Source organism: Pseudomonas sp. PMCC200344, assembly GCF_030053095.1.
Taxonomy (GTDB): domain Bacteria; phylum Pseudomonadota; class Gammaproteobacteria; order Pseudomonadales; family Pseudomonadaceae; genus Aquipseudomonas; species Aquipseudomonas svalbardensis.
Genome location: NZ_CP125618.1, coordinates 4,348,869 through 4,373,728, shown reverse-complemented (window position 1 = coordinate 4,373,728; position 24,860 = coordinate 4,348,869). Strand labels below are relative to the sequence as shown.

Annotated in this window: 25 protein-coding genes and 2 pseudogenes; 15 read left to right on the top strand and 12 right to left on the bottom strand. The window is 59.9% G+C overall.

Features of this window, described 5'->3' with window-relative positions:
• Positions 1-251 precede the first annotated feature (251 nt).
• Together QFW87_RS20120 and QFW87_RS20115 are read left to right on the top strand one after the other, a co-directional pair.
• Complete coding sequence (locus QFW87_RS20120) at positions 252-1,568, top strand: Na+/H+ antiporter NhaC family protein (protein WP_283184606.1); 1,317 nt, start codon at positions 252-254, stop codon at positions 1,566-1,568.
• Positions 1,569-1,744: 176 nt separating this feature from the next.
• Positions 1,745-3,427: a methyl-accepting chemotaxis protein gene (locus QFW87_RS20115; RefSeq protein WP_283181023.1), complete on the top strand. Its 1,683-nt coding sequence runs from the start codon at positions 1,745-1,747 to the stop codon at positions 3,425-3,427.
• Positions 3,428-3,520: 93 nt separating this feature from the next.
• On the opposite strand, the gene QFW87_RS20110 is transcribed toward QFW87_RS20115, so the two are convergent.
• Complete coding sequence (locus QFW87_RS20110) at positions 3,521-4,456, bottom strand: LysR family transcriptional regulator (protein WP_283188669.1); 936 nt, start codon at positions 4,454-4,456, stop codon at positions 3,521-3,523.
• A 143-nt stretch (positions 4,457-4,599) separates the two neighbouring features.
• On the opposite strand from QFW87_RS20110, the gene QFW87_RS20105 reads away from it, so the two are divergent.
• From QFW87_RS20105 to QFW87_RS20095, 3 genes are all read left to right on the top strand, one after another.
• Positions 4,600-5,085 (top strand): DMT family transporter, encoded by a 486-nt coding sequence (locus QFW87_RS20105; RefSeq protein ID WP_283188668.1) that lies wholly within the window; start codon positions 4,600-4,602, stop codon positions 5,083-5,085.
• Entirely contained in the window at positions 5,085-5,540 is a 456-nt protein-coding gene (locus QFW87_RS20100; protein ID WP_282480914.1) for a DMT family transporter, read from the top strand. The genes QFW87_RS20105 and QFW87_RS20100 overlap by 1 nt, the downstream gene beginning before the upstream one ends.
• Before the next feature lie 72 nt (positions 5,541-5,612).
• On the top strand, positions 5,613-5,777 hold the full coding sequence (locus QFW87_RS20095; protein ID WP_140680239.1) for a metallothionein: 165 nt from the start codon (positions 5,613-5,615) through the stop codon (positions 5,775-5,777).
• A 26-nt stretch (positions 5,778-5,803) separates the two neighbouring features.
• Here QFW87_RS20095 and QFW87_RS20090 read toward each other — a convergent pair whose 3' ends face one another.
• From QFW87_RS20090 to QFW87_RS20075, 4 genes and pseudogenes are all read right to left on the bottom strand, one after another.
• A complete protein-coding gene (locus QFW87_RS20090) occupies positions 5,804-6,082 on the bottom strand; it encodes a hypothetical protein (protein ID WP_283188667.1) in 279 nt (92 codons plus the stop codon).
• A gap of 38 nt (positions 6,083-6,120) precedes the next feature.
• Positions 6,121-6,348 carry a DUF6555 family protein gene (locus QFW87_RS20085; RefSeq protein ID WP_008152143.1) on the bottom strand — a complete coding sequence of 76 codons (228 nt, stop codon included), beginning with the start codon at positions 6,346-6,348 and terminating at the stop codon, positions 6,121-6,123.
• Positions 6,349-6,642: 294 nt separating this feature from the next.
• Positions 6,643-6,840: pseudogene (locus tag QFW87_RS20080) on the bottom strand (purine nucleoside permease); the annotation flags it as partial.
• A 24-nt stretch (positions 6,841-6,864) separates the two neighbouring features.
• The gene (locus QFW87_RS20075) at positions 6,865-7,821 is read right to left on the bottom strand and encodes a nucleoside-specific channel-forming protein Tsx (protein WP_283188666.1); all 957 of its coding nucleotides are present in this window, start codon (positions 7,819-7,821) and stop codon (positions 6,865-6,867) included.
• 242 nt (positions 7,822-8,063) lie between these two features.
• Between QFW87_RS20075 and selD the strand changes: the two genes are divergently transcribed.
• Together selD and mnmH are read left to right on the top strand one after the other, a co-directional pair.
• Entirely contained in the window at positions 8,064-9,098 is a 1,035-nt protein-coding gene (selD, locus tag QFW87_RS20070; RefSeq protein WP_283181018.1) for a selenide, water dikinase SelD, read from the top strand.
• Positions 9,098-10,201 (top strand): tRNA 2-selenouridine(34) synthase MnmH, encoded by a 1,104-nt coding sequence (gene mnmH, locus QFW87_RS20065; protein ID WP_283188665.1) that lies wholly within the window; start codon positions 9,098-9,100, stop codon positions 10,199-10,201. Before selD ends, mnmH begins: the two co-directional genes overlap by 1 nt.
• A gap of 81 nt (positions 10,202-10,282) precedes the next feature.
• Here the strand turns inward: mnmH and QFW87_RS20060 are convergent, their stop codons facing one another.
• Positions 10,283-10,957: a histidine phosphatase family protein gene (locus QFW87_RS20060; protein ID WP_283181016.1), complete on the bottom strand. Its 675-nt coding sequence runs from the start codon at positions 10,955-10,957 to the stop codon at positions 10,283-10,285.
• 370 nt (positions 10,958-11,327) lie between these two features.
• Here QFW87_RS20060 and QFW87_RS20055 point away from each other — a divergent pair, with 370 nt between their 5' ends.
• The 4 genes from QFW87_RS20055 (at position 11,328) to QFW87_RS20040 (ending at position 15,344) form a co-directional block, all read left to right on the top strand.
• The gene (locus tag QFW87_RS20055) at positions 11,328-12,041 is read left to right on the top strand and encodes a glutathione binding-like protein (RefSeq protein WP_283188664.1); all 714 of its coding nucleotides are present in this window, start codon (positions 11,328-11,330) and stop codon (positions 12,039-12,041) included.
• A gap of 18 nt (positions 12,042-12,059) precedes the next feature.
• Entirely contained in the window at positions 12,060-12,902 is an 843-nt protein-coding gene (locus QFW87_RS20050; protein WP_283188663.1) for a PhzF family phenazine biosynthesis protein, read from the top strand.
• Positions 12,903-13,188: 286 nt separating this feature from the next.
• Entirely contained in the window at positions 13,189-14,163 is a 975-nt protein-coding gene (hemB, locus tag QFW87_RS20045; protein WP_283188662.1) for a porphobilinogen synthase, read from the top strand.
• A gap of 251 nt (positions 14,164-14,414) precedes the next feature.
• Positions 14,415-15,344: a transposase gene (locus QFW87_RS20040; protein ID WP_283180508.1), complete on the top strand. Its 930-nt coding sequence runs from the start codon at positions 14,415-14,417 to the stop codon at positions 15,342-15,344.
• A gap of 124 nt (positions 15,345-15,468) precedes the next feature.
• Here QFW87_RS20040 and QFW87_RS20035 read toward each other — a convergent pair whose 3' ends face one another.
• A complete protein-coding gene (locus QFW87_RS20035; RefSeq protein WP_283188661.1) occupies positions 15,469-17,004 on the bottom strand; it encodes an FAD-dependent oxidoreductase in 1,536 nt (511 codons plus the stop codon).
• Between the two features lie 182 nt (positions 17,005-17,186).
• On the opposite strand from QFW87_RS20035, the gene QFW87_RS20030 reads away from it, so the two are divergent.
• Both QFW87_RS20030 and QFW87_RS20025 read left to right on the top strand, forming a co-directional pair.
• Complete coding sequence (locus QFW87_RS20030; protein WP_283188660.1) at positions 17,187-18,281, top strand: DUF1615 domain-containing protein; 1,095 nt, start codon at positions 17,187-17,189, stop codon at positions 18,279-18,281.
• A gap of 61 nt (positions 18,282-18,342) precedes the next feature.
• Positions 18,343-18,627, top strand: a pseudogene (locus QFW87_RS20025) (isochorismatase family protein); the annotation flags it as partial.
• Between the two features lie 6 nt (positions 18,628-18,633).
• On the opposite strand, the gene QFW87_RS20020 reads toward QFW87_RS20025, so the two are convergent.
• The 3 genes from QFW87_RS20020 to QFW87_RS20010 form a co-directional block, all read right to left on the bottom strand.
• A complete protein-coding gene (locus QFW87_RS20020) occupies positions 18,634-19,350 on the bottom strand; it encodes an anti-sigma factor (protein ID WP_283181011.1) in 717 nt (238 codons plus the stop codon).
• Entirely contained in the window at positions 19,347-19,868 is a 522-nt protein-coding gene (locus tag QFW87_RS20015) for a sigma-70 family RNA polymerase sigma factor (protein WP_283181010.1), read from the bottom strand. The genes QFW87_RS20020 and QFW87_RS20015 overlap by 4 nt, the downstream gene beginning before the upstream one ends.
• A gap of 97 nt (positions 19,869-19,965) precedes the next feature.
• A complete protein-coding gene (locus tag QFW87_RS20010; protein ID WP_283181009.1) occupies positions 19,966-20,487 on the bottom strand; it encodes a DUF3455 domain-containing protein in 522 nt (173 codons plus the stop codon).
• Between the two features lie 156 nt (positions 20,488-20,643).
• Here QFW87_RS20010 and QFW87_RS20005 point away from each other — a divergent pair, with 156 nt between their 5' ends.
• Positions 20,644-21,267 carry a glutathione S-transferase gene (locus QFW87_RS20005; RefSeq protein WP_283181008.1) on the top strand — a complete coding sequence of 208 codons (624 nt, stop codon included), beginning with the start codon at positions 20,644-20,646 and terminating at the stop codon, positions 21,265-21,267.
• A 1-nt stretch (position 21,268) separates the two neighbouring features.
• Here the strand turns inward: QFW87_RS20005 and QFW87_RS20000 are convergent, their stop codons facing one another.
• Complete coding sequence (locus tag QFW87_RS20000; RefSeq protein WP_111452421.1) at positions 21,269-21,709, bottom strand: CBS domain-containing protein; 441 nt, start codon at positions 21,707-21,709, stop codon at positions 21,269-21,271.
• Positions 21,710-22,052: 343 nt separating this feature from the next.
• On the opposite strand from QFW87_RS20000, the gene QFW87_RS19995 reads away from it, so the two are divergent.
• Complete coding sequence (locus QFW87_RS19995; RefSeq protein WP_283190938.1) at positions 22,053-24,413, top strand: DNA polymerase II; 2,361 nt, start codon at positions 22,053-22,055, stop codon at positions 24,411-24,413.
• On the opposite strand, the gene QFW87_RS19990 is transcribed toward QFW87_RS19995, so the two are convergent.
• Complete coding sequence (locus QFW87_RS19990) at positions 24,378-24,848, bottom strand: DUF1810 domain-containing protein (protein ID WP_283181007.1); 471 nt, start codon at positions 24,846-24,848, stop codon at positions 24,378-24,380. The two genes, QFW87_RS19995 and QFW87_RS19990, sit on opposite strands and share 36 nt — an antisense overlap.
• Positions 24,849-24,860 lie beyond the last annotated feature (12 nt).

The window sequence follows — 24,860 nt, the reverse complement described above, 5'->3', positions numbered from 1 at the left end:
TGCGTTCGGCTGCGCAGCAGTCGTAAAACCTGCTTGCACGTTCATCCAGATACACCGCGCCAGTTGGATTACGACTGCTGCGCAGCCGAACGCGGGCTTCGCCAGCTGCTACAGGGGCGGTGTTCGCTTTGACAAGGCGTGGATGCTGCGGCACAGTGCGCGCCCTCTAATAAAACCCTCTCATTTAATCCGCTGGCGGCTCTTTGCAGACTGCCGGCCGGACTCTTTCCGTTTGCCTTGAGGTACCGATGATTAATGCTGTAATTGCCGCGGTCGGCGTCATGCTGATCCTCAGCCTGTCCCGCGTGCACGTCGTAATCGCGCTGATCGTGGGCGCCCTGGTGGGTGGTTTGACCGGTGGCTTGGGCATCGACGCGACACTCAAAGCCTTCAACAGTGGTCTCGGTGGCGGCGCGACGGTCGCGTTGTCCTACGCATTGCTTGGCGCTTTCGCCGTGGCCATTGCCAAGTCCGGCCTGGCACACGCCCTGGCCGACAAAGCCTTGCTGATGGTCGATCGCCAGCACGCCAGCGGCGGCCGTCAGGTCAAATGGCTGTTGATCGGTTTGCTGTGGGTGGTGGCCATCGCGTCCCAGAACATCTTGCCGATACATATCGCCTTCATTCCGCTGCTGGTGCCGCCGCTTTTATATGTGCTGACCAAGCTGCAACTGGATCGCCGACTGATTGCCTGCGTCATGACCTTCGGCCTGATTACGCCGTACATGTTCCTGCCCGTGGGCTTCGGCAACATCTTCCTTAATGAAATCCTGCTGGCCAACGTCGCCCGTAGCGGGGTGGACATCAGCGGCATCAACGTCACCCATGCCATGGGGATTCCGGCACTGGGCATGGTCGTCGGGCTCGCGGCAGCGTTTGTCAGCTACCGCAAGAAGCGCGTCTACGATCTGGAAAAGATCGAGCAAGTCGAACAGGTCGCGGTGCAGTACAACCCGCTGAGCCTGATGGTCGCCGGTCTGGCCATAGCAGCAGCGTTCATCATTCAGCTGCTGCTGGACTCGATGATCATCGGCGCGCTGGCGGGTTTCCTGATCTTCTCGGTCTCGGGCATTGTGAAATGGCGCGACACCGATGACCTGTTCACCGAAGGCATGAAAATGATGGCGATGATCGGCTTCATCATGATCGCCGCGTCCGGGTTTGGCGAAGTGATTAAAGCCACCGGGCAAGTGCAAACGCTGGTCGAAACCTCGGCTTCATGGATCGGCCACAGCAAAGCCATTGGCGCGTTGCTGATGTTGTTGGTGGGCCTGTTAGTGACCATGGGCATCGGCTCGTCGTTTTCCACCGTACCGATTCTGGCGGTGATTTTCGTGCCGTTGTGCGTACAGTTGGGTTTCAGCCCGATCGCGATCGTGTGCATCGTCGGCACTGCTGGCGCCTTGGGTGACGCCGGTTCGCCAGCCTCAGACTCGACCCTCGGCCCGACCTCGGGTCTGAACATCGACGGCCAGCATCACCACATCTGGGACACCGTGGTCCCGACCTTCTTGCACTACAACATCCCGTTGCTGGCGTTCGGCTGGGCGGCGGCGATGGTCCTCTAAACACATTTCCCCTGTGGGAGCGAGCCTGCTCGCGAAGGCGGCACATTCAACACCTCGGTGACTGACAAACCGCTTTCGCGAGCAGGCTCGCTCCCACAAGGGCCGCACTCAACTTTTGATCCGGCGTGCCGTTAAAGCCTTTAACCACGCCAATAAAATCAAAAGAGTGAACCGTCATGCGCATGAGCCTGAAGGCTAAAGTCCTGTCCCTTGCCGTCCTCCCGGTGTTGCTCTTTGCGCTGGTCATCAGCTTGACTACGCTGTTCATTCTGCAGGAGCAGGCCCGCAAGGAAGTCGAGGAAACTCGCCAGCGCCTGCTCAGCGATGCCAAGGCGACGCTGCAAAGCTACGTCGCCGTGGCCATGACCACGATCAAACCTCTTTACGATGCGGCCGCCCCCGGTGATGACGCGGCGCGGGCCCAAGTGGTCAAGTTGCTGTCGAGCATCACCTACGGCAAGGACGGCTACTTCTTCGGCTACGACTCCAACACCGTGCGTCTGTTCAAGGCCAACAGCCCTGAAGGCGTGGGCCAAAGCTTCAAGGACAACCGCGATCCGAACGGCGTTTACGTCAACCGCGACCTGGTGAAAGTCGCCAAGGACGGCACCCACTATCTGCAATACAGCTCGACGCTGCCCGGCAACACCCAAGTGCTGGTGCCCAAGCTCGGCTACACCGAATACTTGCCGAAGTGGGACATGGCGGTCGGTACGTCGGTCAACCTCGACGGTATCGAAGCGCAAGTCGCGCTGGTTCAAGCCAAGGTTCAGGAGCGCATGCAAGGCGTGGTGCTGAGCATCGTCGGGATTGCCGCCGTGGTGCTGTTGGTGATTGCCGCCGCCGGGATGCTGCTGGCCAACACCATCCTGCGTCCGCTGAACCTGATGAAAGCCAACCTCGATGACATCGCGGCGGGCGAGGGTGACCTGACGCGTCGCCTGACCATCACCAGCCAGGATGAACTAGGCGAACTGGCCGGCTCGTTCAACCGTTTCGTCGACAAGATTCACGGCCTGGTGCGCCAGATCACCGAAATGACCTCGCAACTGACCGGGCTGGTGAATCAGGTCTCCGACCAGGCCCAGCGTTCGGATCAGGCCATGGAGCGTCAGCGTCACGAGACCGATCAGGTCGCCACGGCGATCAACCAAATGTCCGCCGCCGCTCAGGAAGTGGCGAAAAGCGCGCAAAACGCCGCGGTGGCCGCCCAGCAGACCGACGAAGAAGGCCAGGCTGCCAAGCGTGTGGTGGCCGGCAGCATCGTGAAGATTCATGCGTTGGTGGACGATATTCGCAGCAGCGGCGTGTCCCTCGACAGTCTGCAAAAAGACGTGTCGTCGATTGTCAGTGTGCTTGGGGTGATCCGTTCGATTGCCGAGCAGACCAACCTGTTGGCGCTCAATGCCGCCATCGAAGCCGCCCGTGCCGGTGAGGCCGGGCGTGGTTTTGCCGTAGTGGCCGACGAGGTTCGAGCGCTGGCCAGTCGTACGCAAATCAGCACCCAGGAAATCCAGGGCATGATCGATCGCTTGCAGGCCGGCACCCAATCGGCCGTGGAAGCGATGCGCCGTTCCAGCGAGGCCGGCGACGGCACGTCGGCTCAGGCCAACGAGGCCGGCGCTTCGCTCGATACCATGGCTCAGCTGATCGGCACCATCAACTCGATGAACGCGCAGATCGCCAGCGCTGCCGAAGAGCAGACCGCCGTGGCCGAAGAGATCAACCGCAGCGTGCATCAGATCGCCGTGGCCGTGGACAGCGTTGCCGACGAAACCCAACTCGGCGCCCAGACTTCCCGCAGCCTGGCCGACCTCGGTCAGCGCCTGGGCAAACTGGTGGGTCAGTTCCGTATCTGACACCACCCCAAAACTGTAGGAGCACGGCTTGCCGGCGATGGCGATCTCGAGAACGCTATCGCGAGCAAGCTCAGCTCCTACAAGGGCGGGTGGTTACGGCCTGTCCCAGTAGGGCACCGTGCCGAAGCATTCCACGAAGAAATCAATCACCGTCCGAACCTTCACCGACAACCGCCGGCTCCCAGGCCACAGCACCGCAATCTGCTGCGGCTCAAGGCTGTTGGACACCTGATACGCCCCCAGCACCGGCACCAGCGTGCCGTTGCGCACCGCCTCACCAATCAGCCACGACGGAAACATCACCAGCCCCAAGCCTTGTTCGGCGGCTTGCGTCAGGGTGTCGGCGTGGTTGCCGGTGATCGGCCCCTTTACCGACCAGTGCGTCCATTCCTGCTGATCCTTGCGGAAAAACCAGCGTTGCTGACCAGTCACGCCCTTATAGGCCAGGCACTGATGCGCGGTCAGTTCTTCGGGATGTTGCGGCGTGCCGTGACGTTCTAAATAGGCTGGGCTTGCGGCGACTTGAAAACGATGGGGCGCCAGAATGCGCGCCTGCATGCTCGAATCGTGCAGCGGCCCGATGCGGAACAGCAGGTCAGCACCTTCCTGCAGCGGGTCGACGTAGCTGTCGGTTTGCTGGATATCCAGTTGCAGTTTCGGGTAGCGCTCGCAGAGCCGTCCCAGCCAGGGCGTCAGGTGCCGCTGACCGAACACCACTGGCGCATTGATCCGCACCAGTCCGCTCGGTTCGCTTTGCTGTTCCTGCAGAGCCTGTTCGGCCTCTTCGAGTTGCACCAGCACCAACCGCGCGTGATGACCGAGCATGCGCCCGGCTTCAGTGGGCGAGACGGCGCGGGTGTGGCGATAGAGCAATTGCTGGCTCAGGGCTTGTTCCATCAATTGGATCTGCCGGGAAATCGAAGAGGGTGCCAGGCCCTCGCGGCGGGCGACTTCGGAAAAACTGCCGTGGTCCAGCACCGCTACAAACAGCCGAAGGGCCTTGAAACCCAGTTCGTTGAGGCCATGCATGACGAATCCTGCTGTGCGAGTTGCGCAAAAGTGTTGTCAGGATGCTCCCATTTATCGCAAAGGATCGCCAGCCGATAATTGTGGGAGCAAGCCCGCTCCTACATGGGTCCGTGTTTTATCTGATGACTGGCAGGTGCTTCTCTATGCAATCTTCTTCGATCGACGACGTTGGCGTTGTCGCCACCCAGCCGGGGCTACGACTGTTGCTGCTGCCACTGGTGATTCTGGCCGGCATGGGCCTGTCCGTGGAGGCCGGTTTGCTCGGGCCGCTTGGGGTTCAGGTCGGGCACTTGTGGGCGACCTTGAGCATCTTCGGTGTCGGCTCGGCGATTCTGTTTTTGCTGTTGCTGTTCAGCGGTCCGCAACAGGGGCCGGCCTTGAATGAGCTGCCTCGCTGGCAGTTGATCGGCGGGTTCCTGGGGCCGATGTACGTGATCGTGCTGACCTTGGCCACGCCGCACATCGGCATTGCCATGACGATGATCGCGATCCTCTCCGGGCAGGTCGGAAAAAGCGTGTTGATCGACCACTTCGGCTGGTTCGGCGCTACCCGCAAAAAGGTCAACGGTGAACGTTGGCTGGCCTTGTTGCTGATTGTCGCGGCACTAGTTCTGATCGCTCGGGGTTGATGATGAATCTGATTATTTTGTTGGCGGTGGTAGTGGCGGCCGGTGCGGTGTTGAGTGTTCAGGCGGCGATCAATGGGCGGCTGGGTGAAACGGTTGGCGTGTTGCGCAGCAGTTTGTTGACCTTCGTGGTCGGTGCCGTGACCACCGGGCTGCTGATCCTGTTTTTCGAACCGGCCCATGCCGTGAGTTTGCTGGACGTGCCGAAATGGCAGCTCAGCGGCGCGTTGTTCGGGGTGGTCTACATGATGGTGATGGTCGGCGCGGTGCCGCGGGTCGGCACGGCGGTGGCTACGGTGGCGGTGATCGTCGGGCAACTGGGGATGGGGATGTTGATCGATAACTTCGGCTGGCTGGGCAACCCGGCGATCGAGTTGTCCAGCAGCCGGATACTGGCGATGGTGTGTCTCGCGTTGGCGTTGCTGTTCATGTATCGCAGCAGTACGCGGCAAGGCTGACGCAAGCTCCTACACTGGTTATACGGGCCGCGTTCGCGGATACCGGACGACCACAACCATGGAGTCAGACACATGATCAGCAGTGACAGTAAATGCGACTGCCCCAAATGTTCCTGCAAACTGGGCGAACATCCGATCGCGCGCCACGGCAAGCACTATTGCTGTGAGGCGTGTGCCAAGCACCACGAACATGGCGAAGAATGTGCAAGCAAGGGCTGTAAGTGCGCCAAAGGCTGACATCAGCCACGCACAGAATGTGGGGCCTATTCGGGCTCCACTTCCAGTTTCAGGCTTTGATCTTCCAGCCGTTCGGTATGGCGGATGATCCCATTGAGTCGTCGTCCATCCACCTTCACCAACACCGTTTTTGCCTGTTCCAGATCTTGCGGTATAGGTGGCTGGACGCGTAGTGCGAAGCGGGTCGGGTCATGCTCGACTTGTTCAAGACCGACCTGACACTCGGCGCTTTTGGTGATTCGACCGAACAGCGTATCGAGGCCGTAGTCGAGGTGTACCGTGCTGGTGAGTTGCGTTGATTTCATGCGCCGATCCCTCCAAATGTCCAAAGCCGCGCCATCTGTTAATTCGCCGGCCGCCACTTGACGTTTTCCACGCCGAATTTTTCCGCCATCGGCTTGCTGGTTTTTTGCACCTTCTCTCGACCGAAGCGAGGAATTCGTCCGACCCCCGCGTCGCAACTTGCCCAATGCCAAGCCTCCGCGTTATCCATCTTATCCAGGCGGATGATGAAAGACTTGGGCGCGCCATGAAGGGTGTATTCAATGACGAAAAGTTTTGCGTTGTTCATAGAGCCCGTATTCCTCCCTGTGGTAATACAAGGATCGTTTGGGTTACGGAAAATTCACTCGGATTGTCAGATGGATGCCGCCAGTAGCGACGAGACTGGTGGCGCGTTACCCTGCAATCTCTGAAACCCCCAATGATTGCTGCCCATGGCCCTTGCCGCGCCCCCAGACCTGAGTGACACCGATGCAGATGCGCAATATCTCCTCCGGCCGTCATTCCATCCCTGTAGATACTCTGTTCACGGTCAAGCCTCGGGAACGCCTCTCTCCCACGCCGACCAGTTCTTCAAAATCTCCTGCACAGTCGGGTACTCGGCGGACAGCCCCGGCACCCGCACTTCCTGCTTGAGTTCCTGCCGACCAATCCAGTTTTGCGCCTCGGGGGCGAACATGGTGATCAACATCACTTTCGGCTGGATCGGCGCTTCAGTCGCCCAGGCCGTTGAAGAGAGCAGGGCGGCACAGGCCAGGGAAAGACGCGTCATTGCATGCATAAAACCTCCTGATTCAAACAAGTCTTAAAACTGATAACCGACGCCGGCGTAGTAACCCCAACCGTCGGAACGGGCGCGGAAATTACCGTCGCCGAAATTCAACTCGCTGCCATCCTCCCAGTTGCCGCCGTTGTGGAAATACCGGCCGACCAGGGTGAAACGCAAGTGGGTGAACGAGTACAGCAAGACGTTGGTGGCGACGGTGGCGTTGGCGGTGCGAGCCGGGTTGTCCTTGTGCAAGTCCGAGCCGAAGTCGAAGTTGGTGAACCCGATGTAGGTCAGTGACGCGCCGTTGCTGAAGCTGCTGATCGGCACGATGTATTTGAGTTGGGCGCGATAGCCGTCCCACGAATATTCGTTGCTGGCGCCGTAGTTTTCCCACTGGTAGCGCCCATAGAAGTTGGCCGACAGGTTGACCCGCGAATGGGTGTCGATGTCGGTGCCCAAACCGCTGTACAGCGTATTGGCGCGGTTGGCGCTGTTGCTGCCGTGGTCGTAGACCCAGTCGAAGGCGACGTACCATTCCTTGAACGGCCCGATGGCCAGGCTGCGGCCGGCGAGGTAGTCGATGGAAATCCGCGGTTCGTGCTCCATGAACACCGGTGAACCGTGGTCCCACACGCCTTTGTCATGGCTGTTGCCGATGTCGAAGATCTTCGGGATATCGATGTAGCCGTACAACTCGAACGGCCCCTTGCGCCCGAAGTACTCGTATTCCAGGTAGATATCGTCGGCCGGTTGCGGGCCGAAACTGATGTCTTTGCTGCCGATGACGGTCAGGTCCTGGTTGAACCAGTCCGAGAGGTACACGCCTTTTTTCGGTGGGCTCGCTTGGGGGCTGAGGGTTTCGCCTTGGGCTGATTCTTCGGCGGGGGCGGGTTGCGCCAAAACAGTGCTGCTGAGTAGTCCTGTAACGCTGGCCAGCAGCAAGGAAACAGCAAAAGTGCGCGAGCAAGTCACGCGGCTGGACGTGCGGAGCATTAAAAGTCCCTTTTCGTGCGAATCGAAGGCCCGGTTCTGCGGGCTTGCGCGGTTATGTAGCGAAAACGCTTGTATCAACGACTCGCAAACGTTTGCACAAGGCATACCAGTTTTGCTCAAGGTATGGAAAAGGTTAGGGAATTGGTGGTTTAACTGCCCTTCGGTCAACGATTCGTGGGGCCTCGGGGGAGACGACGTTGATGTAGACTCTTCGGCACTGATTTTACGAGGTGTGTCCCCCCATGAGCGAACCGATTCGTCTGACCCAGTACAGCCACGGCGCAGGGTGTGGCTGCAAGATTTCTCCCCAGGTGCTGGAGGTGATTCTGGCCGGCAGCGGGGCGCAGAACCTTGACCCGAAACTCTGGGTTGGCAACGCCTCGCGCGATGATGCGGCGGTGTACGCCATTGATGAAGAGCGCGGCGTGGTGTCGACCACCGACTTCTTTATGCCGATCGTCGACGACCCGTTCGATTTCGGCCGCATCGCCGCCACCAATGCCATCAGCGACATCTACGCCATGGGCGGCGATCCGTTGATGGCGATTGCGATCCTCGGCTGGCCGGTCAACGTACTGGCGCCGGAGATTGCCCGGGAAGTGATTCGCGGCGGGCGTTCGGTCTGCGATGAAGCCGGAATTCCGTTGGCCGGTGGACACTCCATCGACGCGCCCGAGCCGATCTTCGGCCTCGCCGTGACCGGTCTGGTGGAAAAGCGCCACATGAAACGCAACGACACCGCCACCGCCGGTTGCCTGCTCTACCTCACCAAACCGCTGGGCATCGGCATCCTCACCACGGCCGAGAAGCAGGGCAAATTGCGCCATGCCGATATCGGCCTGGCCCGCGACTGGATGTGCACCCTGAACAAACCCGGCAGCCGTTTCGGCAAACTCGAGTGCGTCACCGCGATGACCGACGTCACCGGTTTTGGTCTGCTGGGGCATTTGGTGGAAATGGCCGACGGCAGCAACGTGACCGCTCGCATCGAGTACGACCGTGTGCCGCGTCTGCCGGGTGTCGAGTATTACCTCGACCAAGGCTGCGTGCCGGGCGGGACGTTGCGCAACTTCGACAGCTACGCCAGCAAGCTTGGGCGTCTTCAGGAAATGCACAAACGCGTGCTCTGCGATCCGCAGACCAGCGGTGGCCTGCTGGTTGCGGTGACGCCCGAAGGCAACGAACACTTCCTCAACGTAGCCGCCGAGCTGGGCCTTACCCTTGAGCCGATCGGTGAACTGATCGAGCGACAGACGAACGCGGTTGAGGTGTTTTGATGTCCATCGAATTCACCGATTACCGCGACATTTTCCTCAACGACCGACCGATGATGGATGCCCGCGCTCCGGTCGAATTTATCAAAGGCTCATTCCCCGGCGTGATCAACCTGCCGCTGATGAATGACCATGAGCGGCAACGGGTCGGCACCTGTTACAAGCAACACGGCCAGCAAGCGGCTATTACGCTGGGGCACCAGTTGGTGTCCGGCGAGATAAAAGCCGAGCGTATCCAGGCCTGGGCCGATTTTGCCCGGGCTCATCCAGATGGGTATTTGTATTGTTTTCGCGGCGGTTTGCGCTCGCAGATCGTCCAGCAATGGCTCAAGGACGAGGCGGGCATCGACTATCCGCGAGTGGGTGGCGGCTACAAGGCCATGCGCAGCTTCTTGCTCGACACCGTCGATCAAGCGGTTGCCCAGTGTGATTTCGTCTTGCTCGGCGGCATGACCGGCACCGGTAAAACCGAAGTGCTCACGCAGTTGCGCAACGGCCTGGACCTTGAAGGTCACGCCCATCACCGCGGTTCCAGTTTCGGTAAACGCGCCACCGGCCAACCCTCCAACATCGATTTTGAAAACCGCCTGGCAGTGGACGTGCTGAAGAAGCGCGCCCACGGCATCGAGCAGTTTGTACTGGAAGACGAGAGCCGTGCGATTGGCAGTTGTGCGCTGCCGTTGCCGCTGTTTCAGGGCATGCAACAGTTCCCGATGGTTTGGCTGGAAGACAGCCTTGAAGGGCGAGTCGAACGGATCCTGCGCGATTACGTGGTGGACTTGTGTGCCGAGTTCATCGGCGTGCATGGCGATGAAGGCTTCGCGCTGTTTTCCGAGCGCTTGCTGGAGAGCCTGAACAATGTGCAGAAACGTCTGGGCGGTGAGCGCCATCGGCGGATGTTGATGTTGATGGAAGACGCGCTGGCGGAGCAGGCGAGCAGCGGGGCAGTGGACTTGCACCGGGGCTGGATCGAAGGATTGCTCCGCGAGTATTACGACCCGATGTATGCGTTTCAGCGGGAGAAGAAAGGGGCTCGTATTGAATTCGCCGGGGAGCGGGCTGCGGTTCTTGAGTATCTTCGGGAGCGGCGCATCAATCGTAAGTAATGTGTTGGTTTTGTCGACCCCTTCGCGAGCAAGTCGAAGGGGCCCTTGCAGACGCTATAAAACTTAAAGCACTGCCGCCCCTTACGTCGGACAGGTCTCCCGTCCATTATCCAGACCTTGCTTGTAGGCGTGGCTCTGCACACTGGCCTTGCCGTTGTGCCAGGTCAGGGTGAGTACGTACAGCGAGTCGTAGTCGCTGGATTCCCAGTCATCGGTGATGTTCTGTTTCTTGCCGACGGCTTCTCCCGCGACCTTGTTGATCAGCTCCGGCAGGTAGCCGTGGGACCAGGCGGTGTAGATGACCGAGTTGTGATACTTGTCGTGGAGCAATTCATCGGCCAGGTCGCTGGTGTCGTTGGCCGAGAAGTTGATGTTCACCGGCAAGCCAAGCTTGATCGCGCTGGGGCTGATGGTCATCAGGGGACGGATGTAACTGTAGGAATTGTCCAGTTCGCCTTCTTCGACATTGCGCGTCGGGTTGGCGGCAAACACGTAGTTGGCCTTGCCGAATTTTTCCGGCAGCAAGGTGGCCAGGTCGATGGCACGGTTCAGACCCTGGCAGTTGAGTTGGCCGAGGCCGCCGGCGGGTTTTTCCGCGTGACGCAGGAACACCAGCGTCTGGGTGCCGTCCGCCGGTTGGGCGCGGCTTTCGCTGGACTCAAGGGACAGGAACAGCGCGCTGACCGCCAACAGGGAGGGCAGGACGACATACGCGCGATGCTTGAAGCGTTTGGCGAAATTAAAAAGGTTCATCATTTGAATAGGTGATCTTCAGCGCATTCGGTTAAGGCTGACAAACCTTTACACCGCGAGCTCCCTGCGTCGGGTGTTTTCCATGTCGTTGGGCCGGTCCGTTTCCGAAAGGGCAATGCTCAGAGTCCTCTGAAGCCCATTTGGTTCGATCCGAGCGAGTGCGCAGCACTGTAGCGGCAACCTGAGATGGGTTAGAGCAGAGGTTATCGACAGGATGTTGCGGATTTATGGACACAGTACACGTGTTGGCGCCACTGACCGGCTGGGATCTATTGATCTTGCTTATCAGCAACATTGATACGCCAAAAAATCGCAGCCTTCGCCAGCCCCTACATTATGATCAGCAGCTACTTTTTCCGTGTGGATGCTTCCCATGACCGATCTGTCCGCGTTCCCGATTACCCAAAAATGGCCGGCTCAATACCCCGAGTGGATCCAGCTTTACTCCTTGCCGACCCCCAACGGCGTCAAGGTGTCGATCATGCTCGAAGAGATCGGACTGCCCTACGAACCGCATCGTGTGGGCTTCGACACCCATGATCAGATGTCCCCCGAATTTCTTTCGCTGAACCCCAACAACAAGATCCCGGCAATCCTCGACCCCCACGGTCCGGGGGATCAACCCCTGGCGCTGTTCGAGTCCGGGGCGATTCTGATTTACCTGGCCGACAAGAGCGGGCAACTGCTGGCCCAGGAATCGGCGGCGAGATACGAGACTATCCAGTGGCTGATGTTTCAGATGGGCGGCATCGGACCGATGTTCGGCCAGGTCGGTTTTTTCAATAGATTTGCCGGCAAGGACTACGAGGACAAACGTCCCCGCGACCGCTACGTCGATGAAAGCAAACGCCTGCTCAATGTCCTCGATAACCGCCTGGAAGGGCGCGACTGGATCATGGGCGAGCGCTACACCATCGCGGACATCGCGACCTTCCCCTGGGTGCGCAACCTGATCGGATTCTATGAGGCCGGCGAGCTGGTGGGCATCGAGGACTTCCCGAACGTCACGCGTGTGCTGGAGCGCTTTCTGGCACGGCCGGCGGTGTTGCGCGGGCTGGAAATTCCCAAGTCAAACGCTTCGATTTGATCAAGACCAAGGCAGGCCATGCACTCATTCGATTTCAAGCAAGTAGATGTCTTCAGCCGTGTTGCGCTCAAGGGCAATCCGTTGGCGGTGGTGTTCGGCGCCGATGAGCTCAGCGATGAGCGCATGGCGGCGTTCGCCAGCTGGACCAACCTCAGCGAAACCACATTCATACTCGAACCGCGTGATCCTCGCGCCGATTATCGCGTGCGGATCTTCACCACCCGAAACGAATTGCCGTTCGCCGGCCATCCGACACTGGGCACCTGCCACGCGTGGCTGGAGGCCGGTGGCGTGCCCAAGGGCGAAGAGATCATTCAGGAGTGCGGCGTGGGGCTGGTGCGGGTTCGTCGACAAGGGACAGCGCTGGCCTTTCTCGCACCGCCATTGCTCAAAACCGGGCCGGTGGAAGCGGATGTGGTGGAACGGGTGCGGCGGGGGCTCGGGCTGGAATCGGGAGCGATTGTGCGCACTCAGTGGGTCGACAACGGTGCCGGATGGCTGGCCGTGATGGTCGAGGATCGCCAGCAGGTGCTGGACCTGCAACCGGATCATTCGCAAATGCTTGGCCTGGCCGTCGGTGTCATCGCGCCGTGGCATCCCGAGCGCGATGGCGATGACGCACAGTTCGAAGTGCGGGCGTTCATCTCCGGCGACGGCATGCCGGAAGACCCTGCCACCGGCAGCCTGAACGCCGGAGTTGCCCAATGGTTGCTCAGCGAAGGACTGGCGCCGGCGTCCTATGTGGTCAGCCAGGGCCTGACCATGGGCCGCGCCGGACGCATTCAGGTCGAGCATGTGGGCGACGAGATCTGGATTGGCGGCGCGGTGGTGACCTGCATCAGCGGAACCTTGACGCTGTAGGAGGCATGTAGCAGCTGCCGAGCCTGCGAGGCTGCGTTCGACTGCGAAGCGGTCGTGTCCGGTGAACGCGAACTGCCTGAAAGAACACGGTTGCAGGTTTTACGACCGCTTCGCAGTCGAACGCAGCCTCGCAGGCTCGACAGCTGCTACAAGGCTCGTATCTCAGTGATTATTGCCGAACCGGTAAGGGTTTTTCCTCACCTGAGGTTTGTGCCCTGTAAGGTCCAGGGCATAAGCTTCGCCCCCTACAACTTTCGTCTCGTCCTCCGTTTTTCAGGAACCCCTCATGTCCAGTCAGTTCCCCGAAGCACGTCCACGACGTCTGCGCCGCAATGCGAGCCTGCGCAGCCTGTTCCAGGAAACCGAGTTCAGCTTGAACGATCTGGTGCTGCCGATTTTTGTCGAGGAAGAGATCGACGACTTCGTACCGATCAAAAGCATGCCCGGTGTGATGCGTATTCCAGAGTCGAAATTGGCGGGTGAGATCGAGCGTTATGCCCGGGCCGGGATCAAGTCGGTGATGACGTTCGGCGTGTCGCACCATTTGGACGGCAACGGCAGCGACACCTGGAGCGAAAACGGGCTGGTGTCGCGGATGTCGCGCATTGCCAAGGATGCGGTACCGGACATGATTGTGATGTCCGACACCTGCTTCTGCGAATACACCGACCACGGCCACTGCGGTGTGCTGCATAACCACGAAGTTGACAATGACCAGACCCTGATCAACCTCGGCAAACAAGCCGTGGCCGCCGCCCGTGCCGGCGCCGATGTGATCGCTCCTTCGGCCGCCATGGACGGGCAGGTTCAGGCCATTCGCCGGGCGCTGGACGAAGCGGGTTTCAACCAGACCGCGATCATGGCCTATTCGACCAAGTTTGCCTCGGCGCTCTACGGTCCGTTCCGTGAAGCCGGCGGCAGCGCACTCAAGGGCGACCGCAAAAGCTATCAGATGAACCCGATGAACCGCCGCGAAGCCGTGCGCGAGTCACTGATGGACGAGCAGGAAGGCGCCGACGCGCTGATGGTCAAACCGGCCGGCGCGTACCTGGACATCATCCGCGACATCCGTGAAGCCTCGCGTTTGCCGCTGTCGGCGTATCAGGTGAGCGGTGAGTACGCGATGATCAAATTCGCCGCGCAGGCCGGGGCGATCGATGAGGCTCGCGTGGTGCGTGAGAGCCTTGGCGCGATCAAGCGGGCCGGAGCGGATCTGATCTTCACTTACTTCGCGATGGACCTGGCACTGGCCGGGATCTAAGTATCACTGCAGATTAAATGTGGGAGCGAGCAAGCCCGCTTGTGTCTTGCGCAGGAATTAGACTGAGGGTGAGAGCGGTGAGTGGCAAGCTGAATGCCCGGAGTGCTTAAAGCACGTGTGGGAGCCCATGCTGCCATTCACCTCTCCGCTCTGGTTATTGAGCCCGAACAGTTGAACGAGCCGACCTCGAACATTACAAGCGTGGTGCCCAGCCAGAGCGCTCTCACCTTTGAGTGTAAGAGGGATCGGCTATGTTTTCCTGCGCAGGCATCGATGTTTCCAAAGATACCCTTGAAGTTCGGATTAACCCGCAAGACGTTGGCGCGAGTCACCTCAATACCGCCAGTGATTTCCTTGCGCTGATTGACTGGTTAAAGCGCTATCAGGTCAGCCGCGTATTGCTGGAAGCCACCGGCGGCTATGAGCGAGAGGTCATGAAAGCGCTTCAGGCTGCCGGCTTCGAAGTCTTGCGGATCAACCCTCGCCGAGCCAGGGATTTTGCCAAGGCCATGGGGCAGCGCGCTAAAACCGACCCGATAGATGCGCGGCTGCTCGCGCAGTTTGCCGAAGTCATAAAGTCGCCAAGCAACCGAATCACCAGCCCTGAACAGGACAATTTGCGTGCGCTGGTACAGCAGCGCGAAAATTTTGTTCAGCAGCAAGGCGACGATATACGGCGCCTTAAAACAGCCTCTGCTGACACGGTAAAACCCTGTCTGCGAAGTCATATCGACTATTTATGCCAAGCCATAAAGTCGATAGAAAAGCTGATCCGTCAAACTGCTAAAGACCTGGACAGTGATAAAACGGCCCGTTTGTGCTCGGTCAAGGGTATAGGGCTCGTGACGGCAGCCAGCTTGATGGCCTACTTACCCGAGCTGGGCGAGGTTGGACGGCACGAGATTGCAGCGCTGGCAGGCATAGCCCCCTACAACGACGACAGTGGCAAGCATGAAGGCCCCCGCCACATTAGCGGCGGCAGGTTTGCTGCGCGTCGGGCAATGTACATGGCGTGCTGGGTGGTGATTCAGCGACAGCCTGAGTTCAAAGCGCGGTATGACGCACTGCGTCATAAGGGTAAATGCGCAAAAGTAGCGCTCATCGCCTGTATGCGTGTGTTGTTGATACGGCTGAACGCCATGATCCGAGACCGAACCGAGTGGAAAGAACCCTTGGCCTAAACGGGTCGCGGTGTTCCTGTAGGGCATCGCATGGCCTAAAGCTGTGGGAGTTCAGCCGTCTATCAATATGCTTTCAAAATAAAGGTCATCAAGACAGTTGCTCCCACATTTTGACTGTGTTGAGTCAGTTCGCGCCGAAAAACGGCCTGATCCCGTGATCCCGAAAGTACCGCTCGATCACCTTGGGATCGGCAGCGTTGTCGGCAATCGCCACATACGTATCCGGCCGCAACAGGTAAAACCCGTTACGCCCCAAGCCAGCCGTTTCAAACGCCGGCCGCCAGTCAAAAACATGCAACGGCAAATGATGTTCGTGGCACCAGGCGATCATTTCGTCGCTGGTGTCGCCATATACATGCACCTGCCAGGTCAGACACTTCAACGATTCGAAATTGTCCCCCTCACCATCGTGAGCCCAAGGCAGGCGGTCGCCACCGTGAACATGACCGGCAACGCCCGTGCTCAACGGCATCCCGCGATAATTCAGGGTGATCTGCGACACTGTGCGAAACAGGAACTCGCGGGACGCCTCAAACGATGCCATTTTTGGAATCACGAACGGCGCCAGACGCGTGCGCAGCACATCGGCCATGCGCCCTTCGGCCGTGACGAAACTGAACACCCGATCGGTGGTGGCGACCAGTTTTCGGGCAAAGGCGATGCGTTCAGGTTCGTAAGTGTCGAGGAGCTTGGCCTCAGCGCCGCCGCTCAACACCGCCGCGAGTTTCCAGGCGAGGTTGATGGCATCGCCAATACCGGTGTTCATGCCCTGGCCACCGGCGGGGCTGTGGACGTGGGCGGCGTCACCCAATAGAAACGCGCGCCCGGTGCGAAAATGATCCGCCACCCGATGATGCACGCGGTAGCTTGAGAACCAGTTCAGTTGCTCGATCTTTACTTTCATATGCTCGATGGCCCGGCTGCTGACGTCTTCAAATTGCAGGGGTTCGGCTTGCTCGGCGCGCTCGTCGCGTACGGTGCCGATCAGGCGGGCGCGGCCTTCACCGGCCAAGGGAAACACCGCGAGAAAATCCGCTTCATCGAGATCCACATGCAGTTCGCCATTGAACGTCGGCCCGCTGGCCTGCACGTCGGCGACGTAGAAAATCTGCTGGTAGGTGCCGCCGGGAAATCCGGTGTCCAGAGTCTTGCGCACGATCGACCGGGCACCGTCACAACCTGCCAGATAGCAAGCCTGGCAGGTTTCCTCCTGACCATCGGCCAAGCGCAGATAGGCGGTGATGCCGTCACCGGTTTCCATGAAACTCTCAAGTTCAGTGTTGCGCTCCACCTTGATGCCAAAGGCTTCGAGGCGGTCTATCAGCAGCCGTTCGTGTTCGTCCTGAGGAAAGATTTCGAGGAACGCATAGGGCGTCAGGCCTTCGCCGATGCGGCTCAGCGGCAAGCGGGCCACGGGTTCGCCCTTGACCCAGAAGTTCGCCGCGGCCACTCGATGACCGTTCTGCACCACCGCATTGCTGAGGTCGAGCTGGCGATACAGCTCCAGCGTCCGCGCCTGGACGGCCAGCGCCCGCGAAGTGGTTCCGGGTGCCGACGTCTTGTCGATGATGCGCACTTGCACGCCAAGCTTGCTCAGCCACAGCGCCAACACCAGCCCGGTCGGGCCGGCGCCGATGATCAGTACGTCGCTACGGTTCATGAGCTGTCCTCCTCGGTGTGTGGCTCAAGTATGGTTCAGCCGCGACAGACGGGCAGGTTGTCTGCCAAACGGAAAAAGGCCCCGCGCTGCTACGGGGAACAGTGGGGGGCGGCGAGAGTCATAGCCTGCGCCATGCCATTGATCGTATGGTTACCCCGGCTCAACGGATTTGATGGAGCAACATGCAAGCCAATCGATTGATGATGAGCGTCGCCGCGCTGCTGGTGCTGGCGGGTTGCGGTACTCAGCGCACGCAAGAGCTCCCTGCGCGCAAGCCTGCCGAGGTCAAGGCCGAGATCGTGCGCCTGCTGCCGGCCAAAACCGCCGATCGCCAGGGCTGGGCTACCGACATTTACGCAGCATTTGCTGCCCAGAACATTTATCCATCCACCCAAAACCTGTGCTCGGTACTGGCGGTCACCGAGCAGGAGTCGACTTTTCAGGTGGACCCACCGGTACCGGGCCTGGGCAAAATCGCCCGCGAGGAGATCGACCGTCGTGCCGACAAAGCCCACATTCCCGGACTGCTGGTGAGCGGTGCGCTGCAGGTGAGTTCATCCAACGGCAAAAGCTACAGCGACCGACTCAATGCGGCGCGCAGCGAAAAAGAGCTCAGCGCGATCTTCGATGACTTCATCGGTATGGTGCCCATGGGGCGGACGCTGTTCGGTGGCTTCAACCCGGTGCACACCGGTGGGCCGATGCAGGTCAGCATCGATTTCGCCGAGCAACAGGCGAAGGCGTATCCGTACCCGGTGGACGGCTCGATCCGTCATGAAGTGTTCAGTCGTCGCGGCGGCCTGTACTTCGGTATCGCCCACTTGCTCGGTTATCCGGTGAGCTACAAACAACCGCTGTATCGCTTTGCCGATTTCAATGCCGGTTGGTACGCCAGTCGCAATGCCGCGTTTCAGAACGCGGTGAGTCGCGCGTCGGGCATACCGCTGGCGCTGGATGGTGACCTGGTCCGCTACGATTCGATCATGCCTGGCACCACGGAACTGGCGGTGCGCACGATCGGCAAGCAACTGGGCATGCGCAATCCGACTCTTCGGGACCAATTGGAGGAGGACAAAAACTTCGAATTCGAGGACACCCAGCTCTATGCACGGGTTTTCGCCCTGGCCGAAAAGGCGGAAGGTCGGCCATTACCGCGCGCAGTGTTGCCGGGGATTGTGCTGCAAAGCCCGAAAATCACCCGCAAACTCACCACGGCGTGGTTTGCCAAGCGGGTCGATGAGCGTTATCAGCGTTGCATGGCGCGGGCCGGCAAGTGACCGAGCGCAAAAAACAGGCATAAAAACCCGGCTGATAAGGCCGGGTTTTTCATTGAGTACCGTCGTCAAGGAGCACTGGGGCGGCAGCGGTTTTCCCAACATCGACCTGGATTTCCTGCTCAAACAACACGGCATCGAGAAAGTCGTGGTGGTGGGGATGCTCGCCAATACCTGCATCGAGACCACCGGCAAATTCGCCGCCGAACTGGGTTACCACGTGACTTTGGTGCGCGACGCGACGGCAGCCTTCAGCGCGGAAGCGATGCACGCGGCCCATGAAATCAACGGGCCGACGTATGCCCATTCGATTGTCACGGAGACGGAGTTGATCGCGGCGCTTGGGTGATCGCCGTCAGATCACTTTCACCGCTCGGCCGATGAACTGAATTGGCCCCGTAGGTTTGCCGGTCGGCGATCCATTGGGGTTTTCCAATGTCAGCTCGAACAGCTGGTCGGGTTGCAGTGGCGGCAAGTTGTCCAGCGGCACCGAGAGCATCTGTCCCGGTTTGACCAAGCCCAGGGACACCGGTCCTTGCCAGCCTTCAGCCTTGGTCCAGAACTCCAGTGCCTTGTCGGCCGGAACTTCCGCCACGCCCAGTGGGATCAACTGGATTTCCCTTGGATTGCTGGCCTGAATCACCCAACCAGGCGCTTTGTCCTGAGGGGCGACCAGTACCACCAGATAGGTCGGTTGGACCGTGGTTTGCGTCAACATCAAGGCGCCGAGCAGCAAGGTCGCCGCCAGCCCCGCCCCCGCGAGCCCACGCCAAAGCGGCAGCAGGTTCCACCAGGATGACGACGCAGCCGCCGCTGCCGGTTGCCGGTTCAAGGCATGCACGCTGCGCTCGATGCGCTGCCACAGGTGGGGTGATGGTGTCCGGGGTTCGGCGAGATCGGTCAGGCCGAGCAAGCGGCGTTCCCAGGTGTCGACCGCCGTGCGCAGTTCGACATCGTCGCGCAGGCGCTGTTGCACCTCGGCACGCTGTTGCGCCGGGAGCGTGCCCAGCACATATTCGCTGGCCAGCTCGTTGAGTTCTTCCAAAGTTTCATTCGCAGGTCTGGTGGTCATCCCATGCACTCCCGCAATGCCGTCAGGCTCCGTTTGATCCAGGCTTTGACGGTGCCCAGCGGGGTGCCGAGTTTGAGTGATATTTCAGCGTGGGAATAACCGTCGACGTAGGCGTGCAGAATGCAGCTGCGCCGCGCAGGTTCCAGTTGTTCCAGGCACAGATGAATCCGGGATGAGTGCGCCTGAGCCTCGAAGGTTTCAGTGTTGTCCTGCACGTCGATCTCGCCGTGGACCTCGCGACGGTTGTCACGGATGAAGTTGAGCGCCAGATGCCGTGTCACGCTAAACATCCAGCCTCGCGCCGAACCCCGCGCCGGGTCGAAATGCGCGGCGCCGGCCCAGATCTTGAGGAATGCATCGTGGACAATGTCCTCGGCCAGCGCAGTGTCACGCACCAGGCGTTTGGCAACTCCCAGCAGGCGCGGACTCTCCTGCACATACAAATCCCGCAGGGCCTGACGCTCGCCGCGCGCGCAGGCGGCCAGATGGGCTTCGTAATCAAAAAGGGGTTGGGGCAAGGACACAGTGCTCAGCCGTCAAAGTGGGCAATAGCCCCGGACCAGAGGGCCGGGGCATGTGCAGAGCAGCGTAGACCAATTTCCCGCAGGACTGGTGTTAGTTGGCCGCCCAGAAAATATAGTCCGCCTGATACTTCACCACTTCCTGCTTGCCCTTGTTGGCGGCCGTACACTCGGCGCTTGGGGCCACGCCACCCTTGAGGGCTACGCGCTGGATGTAACTCACGTCGCTCATCGCGCCTTTGCCCTCGGCCGGGTTGGCCTTGACCAATTGGTAGGGGAGATTGCCCGGGCTCGACGGTGCGACGGCCAGTTGAGTGCCGGTGACTTTCGAGCCATCTTTCGCCTGCCAGGTAGCGGGCGGGCCGAAGTAGGTGCCGACCTGTTTGCCGCTGCGATCATTGAGCACCGCTTTGGGCCCGACAAAAACCCATTCGGTCTGGCCGGCTGCATTGGCCTTGTCACGGCATTCGTAGGTGATCTCGCCGACCCCGGTGGTTTCCATGGTGACCTTGTGTCCGTCCGGCACCTTGATGCTGTCGGGCAAACCGGTCTGGGCGTAGGCTGCAGGTATGGCAGTGAGTAAACCGGCAAGGCAAATCAGGTGTTTGGCGTTCATGAATTTCTCTCCGAAAATGAGTAACCCGCTCTGCAGCATCAAGGGCTGCTACAGGTACTACCCATCGGAAAGCGATTTGGATGCAGCAGGTAAAAAAAATTTTCTAACATCGCCAGATGTCAGCTGCTACAAAGAGACAATCGCAAGGAGGTGTTTATGTACCAACTCTACGGACACAAGAACTCCGGCGCAGCCGCGATAGAAGCGGCACTGGAGCTTTGCGAAATTCCTTACCGCTTCATCGACGTTGAATCCTCTCCCGAGGCGACCCACGCGCTGGAGAAACTCAATCCGCTCAAGCAGATCCCGACACTGCAATTGCCCGATGGCAGCGTTCTCACCGAGAGCGCGGCGATTCTGATTCACCTGGGGCTCACGTTCCCCAAATCAAACCTGTTGCCGAAAAACACCGCCGCGCGGGATCAGGCCATTCGCGGCCTGGTGTACATCGTCAGCAATTGCTATTCGGCGATTGGCATCATCGATTACCCCGAGCGCTGGTTGGCCGAGGCGGATGAATCGTCCAGGCAAAACCTCATGGCCGGCGCCCGCGCGCGACTGCACAGGAGTTGGGAGGTGTTTGCCGATCAGTTTTCGGGCGATTTGTATCTGGGCGATGAGACGCCGGGAGCCTTGGATGTGCTGGCGGCGGTGGTTTCCAGATGGGCGGGCAGCCGGGAGTATTTACGCAGTGCAAGGCCTGGGTTTTTCGCGTGGCTTACGCGCATCGACCGGCACCCGACATTGGCACCGGTCTTCGCGCGGCATTGGCCGGACTGATCTATTCGCCGCGGATGTACTGCTCCAACTGGCGAATCAGCTCAGCCTGTTCGGCGATGGCCTCCTTGACCAGGTCGCCGATCGACAGCAAGCCGATCAATGTGCCGTTTTCCACCACCGGCAAGTGGCGCAGGCGTTTGTCGGACATGATGCCCATGCAGGTTTCGACGGTTTGATGGGTGTCCACGGTGATCACCGGCGACACCATGATGTCTTCGACCGGTGTACCGACGGAGGAGCGGCCCTTGAGCACGAGTTTGCGTGCATAGTCACGCTCGCTGATGATGCCGACGACCTCGCCATTCCTCAAGACCGGCAAGGCACCGACGTTTTTGGCGGCCATGACCATCAGCGCTTCCAGCACCATTTGATGCGGTGCAATGGTGTGGACTTCATGATTCTGTTCAGCCTTTAACTTCAGCAGTTGGGCGACGGTTTTCATGGCAGTTTCTCAGGTGTTGTCGTTGTCCTTGAAGAATCGTAGACACGGGCGCTGAGGGCAAGGGAGAAAGCGGCAGATAAAGCGCAAAAAACGTCATTCAGCGGTTTTTCTTCGGTAAACCTGAAATTTTTCACAGTTATTCATTGATCCATGGGCTGACTCAATCCATGTGGGAGCGAGCCTGCTCGCGAAGACGGTGGGTCAGTCAATATAGGTGTCGACTGATACGCCGCCTTCGCGAGCAGGCTCGCTCCCACACGGATTGCATCCACCTCGCAGAGAGGGCTATCGCCTTCGATGACGCGTAGAATTGCGCCTTGAATCAAATCTTGAGGTTGCAGTGGTGGATTTACAGCGGGGCTTCGTCCTGACCCGGCATTGGCGCGATACCCCGGCCGGTACGGAAGTCGAGTTCTGGCTGGCGACCGACACCGGTCCCCAGCGGATCCGCCTGCCTCATCAACCGTCGGTGGCGTTCATCCCCGCAGCCCAGCGTGAGCAGGCCGAAGCGCTGCTGCGCGGCGAAAAGAACGTCGAGCTGCGGCCGTTGGCGTTGCTGGATTTCGAGCACCGCCCGGTACTCGGTCTGTATTGCCAGCAGCACGGTCAGTTGATACGCCTGGAAACCGCGCTGCGCAAGGCCGGCGTCGACATGTTCGAAGCCGATGTGCGCCCGCCGGAACGCTACATGATGGAGCGTTTCATCACCGCGCCGGTCCGGTTCAGTGGCACGCCGAACGCCGAGGGCCTGCTGCTCGATGCGCAAATGAAACCCGACCCCGACTATCGCCCGAGCCTCAGGCTGGTCTCCCTGGACATCGAAACCACCGCTCAGGGCGAGCTGTATTCCATCGCCCTGGAAGGCTGCGGCGAGCGCCAGGTCTACATGCTCGGCCCGCCCAATGGCGACGACAGCGAGGTGGATTTCCAGCTCGAATACTGCGATTCCCGAACCCTGCTACTGAAAAAACTCAACGAATGGTTCGCCCGCCATGACCCCGACGCGATCATCGGCTGGAACGTGGTGCAATTCGACCTGCGCGTACTCCACGAACACGCCCGGCGCCTGGCGGTGCCGCTGAAACTGGGGCGTGGCGGCGAAGAAATGCAGTGGCGCGAGCACGGTAGCCGCAACCATTACTTCGCCTCGGCCGCCGGCCGACTGATCATCGACGGCATCGAATCCCTGCGCTCGGCAACCTGGAGTTTCCCCTCGTTCAGCCTGGAAAACGTCGCGCAAACCCTGCTTGGCGAGGGCAAGTCGATCGAAAATCCGTACCAGCGCATGGATGAAATCAACCGCATGTTCGCCGAGGACAAACCGGCCCTGGCCAAGTACAACCTCAAGGACTGCGAGCTGGTGACGCGGATTTTCGCCAAGACCGAACTGCTGACCTTTCTGCTGGAACGGGCCAGCGTCACCGGTTTGCCGGCGGATCGCAGCGGCGGCTCGGTGGCGGCGTTCACGCACCTTTACATGCCGCTGATGCACCGCCAGGGTTTCGTTGCGCCGAACCTTGGGAGCAAGCCTGCGCAGGCCAGCCCCGGCGGTTTTGTCATGGACTCGCAACCGGGGCTGTACGAATCGGTGCTGGTACTCGACTACAAAAGCCTCTATCCATCGATCATCCGGACCTTCCTGATCGACCCGGTGGGCTTGATCGAGGGGCTTAAACATCCCGATGACAGCGAGTCGGTGCCAGGCTTTCGCGGCGCGCGTTTTTCCAGAACCCGGCATTGCCTGCCCGCCATCGTCGCCCGAGTCGCCGAAGGTCGCGAAACCGCCAAGCGCGAACACAACGCACCGCTGTCCCAGGCCCTGAAAATCATCATGAACGCCTTTTACGGCGTGCTCGGATCCAGCGGTTGCCGTTTCTTCGACACACGCCTGGCGTCGTCCATCACGCTGCGCGGCCACGAAATCATGCTGCGTACGCGACAGCTGATCGAAGCCCAGGGCCACACGGTGATTTACGGCGACACCGACTCGACCTTCGTCTGGCTGCGCCGTGCGCATGGTCAACAAGAAGCCGCACAGATTGGCCGCGCGCTGGTGGATCACGTCAACCAGTGGTGGCGCGAGCATGTGCAGCAGCAATACGGTCTGGAAAGTGCCCTGGAGTTGCAGTTCGAAACCCACTACAAGCGCTTTCTGATGCCGACCATTCGTGGCGCCGAGGAGGGCAGCAAGAAGCGCTATGCAGGGCTTGTGACCCGCGCCGATGGCACCGACGAAATGGTCTACAAAGGCCTGGAAACCGTGCGCACCGACTGGTCGCCGCTGGCCCGGCAATTCCAGCAGGAGTTGTACCTGCGCATTTTCAATCGCAAACCCTATCAGGATTATGTGCGCGACTACGTGCGCAAGACGTTGGCGGGGGAGTTCGACGATCGCCTGATCTACCGCAAGCGCCTGCGCCGCACCCTCGATGACTATCAGCGCAACGTGCCGCCCCACGTGCGTGCCGCGCGGATTGCCGATGATTACAACGACCAGCAAGGCCGTCCGCGGCAGTACCAGAACGGTGGCTGGATCAGTTACGTGATCACCGTCGCCGGGCCCGAGCCGCTGGAAATCCGCAACGCGCCCATCGACTACGACCACTACGTCACCCGGCAACTGCAACCGGTGGCGGACGCCATTCTGCCCTTCGTGGACGACGACTTTTCAACCTTGATTGGTGGGCAGTTGGGCCTGTTTTGAGTCCAGCAGCAACAACGTCCAGTCATCCAGGATGCCGTGAAAATACTGGTCAAGTGCTCGATGAAAGTCGCTGTTAGCGCCAGCAACCTGGGCGAACAGCGTCATGGAAGAGTGAAACTTGAGATCGTCGGGATGGCCGAATATGCCGGCACTCGAGCTTTTTTCGATGTTCAGCACCATTTGCGTGCAGGTGCGCAACCGTGAGCCCAGCAGTGGATGATTGAGGTACGCCGCCGCTTCCTCTTTGGAACGAATGGCAAAGTGACGGGACATCTCGCTGCCGCCCAACCCTGCGAATTGCGGAAAGATGAACCACATCCAGTGACTGCGCTTGTGGCCGGCGTTCAGCTCGGCCTGGACCCGTTTGAACACCGGGTCCTGTGCCTGGATAAAGCGTTGCAGATTAAAGGAATCGTCCTGATCAGTGCTTCTCATGCCGAAGCCCTC

Excerpts from the sequence above, each read along its gene's own strand:
- QFW87_RS20115 (WP_283181023.1), top strand. The coding sequence starts at position 1,745 with ATGCGCATGAGCCTGAAGGCTAAAGTCCTGTCCCTTGCCGTCCTCCCG.
- QFW87_RS20110 (WP_283188669.1), bottom strand. The coding sequence starts at position 4,456 with ATGCATGGCCTCAACGAACTGGGTTTCAAGGCCCTTCGGCTGTTTGTA.
- QFW87_RS20105 (WP_283188668.1), top strand. The coding sequence starts at position 4,600 with ATGCAATCTTCTTCGATCGACGACGTTGGCGTTGTCGCCACCCAGCCG.
- QFW87_RS20100 (WP_282480914.1), top strand. The coding sequence starts at position 5,085 with ATGATGAATCTGATTATTTTGTTGGCGGTGGTAGTGGCGGCCGGTGCG.
- QFW87_RS20095 (WP_140680239.1), top strand. The coding sequence starts at position 5,613 with ATGATCAGCAGTGACAGTAAATGCGACTGCCCCAAATGTTCCTGCAAA.
- QFW87_RS20090 (WP_283188667.1), bottom strand. The coding sequence starts at position 6,082 with ATGAAATCAACGCAACTCACCAGCACGGTACACCTCGACTACGGCCTC.
- QFW87_RS20085 (WP_008152143.1), bottom strand. The coding sequence starts at position 6,348 with ATGAACAACGCAAAACTTTTCGTCATTGAATACACCCTTCATGGCGCG.
- QFW87_RS20075 (WP_283188666.1), bottom strand. The coding sequence starts at position 7,821 with ATGCTCCGCACGTCCAGCCGCGTGACTTGCTCGCGCACTTTTGCTGTT.
- selD (WP_283181018.1), top strand. The coding sequence starts at position 8,064 with ATGAGCGAACCGATTCGTCTGACCCAGTACAGCCACGGCGCAGGGTGT.
- mnmH (WP_283188665.1), top strand. The coding sequence starts at position 9,098 with ATGTCCATCGAATTCACCGATTACCGCGACATTTTCCTCAACGACCGA.
- QFW87_RS20060 (WP_283181016.1), bottom strand. The coding sequence starts at position 10,957 with ATGATGAACCTTTTTAATTTCGCCAAACGCTTCAAGCATCGCGCGTAT.
- QFW87_RS20055 (WP_283188664.1), top strand. The coding sequence starts at position 11,328 with ATGACCGATCTGTCCGCGTTCCCGATTACCCAAAAATGGCCGGCTCAA.
- QFW87_RS20050 (WP_283188663.1), top strand. The coding sequence starts at position 12,060 with ATGCACTCATTCGATTTCAAGCAAGTAGATGTCTTCAGCCGTGTTGCG.
- hemB (WP_283188662.1), top strand. The coding sequence starts at position 13,189 with ATGTCCAGTCAGTTCCCCGAAGCACGTCCACGACGTCTGCGCCGCAAT.
- QFW87_RS20040 (WP_283180508.1), top strand. The coding sequence starts at position 14,415 with ATGTTTTCCTGCGCAGGCATCGATGTTTCCAAAGATACCCTTGAAGTT.
- QFW87_RS20035 (WP_283188661.1), bottom strand. The coding sequence starts at position 17,004 with ATGAACCGTAGCGACGTACTGATCATCGGCGCCGGCCCGACCGGGCTG.
- QFW87_RS20030 (WP_283188660.1), top strand. The coding sequence starts at position 17,187 with ATGCAAGCCAATCGATTGATGATGAGCGTCGCCGCGCTGCTGGTGCTG.
- QFW87_RS20020 (WP_283181011.1), bottom strand. The coding sequence starts at position 19,350 with ATGACCACCAGACCTGCGAATGAAACTTTGGAAGAACTCAACGAGCTG.
- QFW87_RS20010 (WP_283181009.1), bottom strand. The coding sequence starts at position 20,487 with ATGAACGCCAAACACCTGATTTGCCTTGCCGGTTTACTCACTGCCATA.
- QFW87_RS20005 (WP_283181008.1), top strand. The coding sequence starts at position 20,644 with ATGTACCAACTCTACGGACACAAGAACTCCGGCGCAGCCGCGATAGAA.
- QFW87_RS20000 (WP_111452421.1), bottom strand. The coding sequence starts at position 21,709 with ATGAAAACCGTCGCCCAACTGCTGAAGTTAAAGGCTGAACAGAATCAT.
- QFW87_RS19990 (WP_283181007.1), bottom strand. The coding sequence starts at position 24,848 with ATGAGAAGCACTGATCAGGACGATTCCTTTAATCTGCAACGCTTTATC.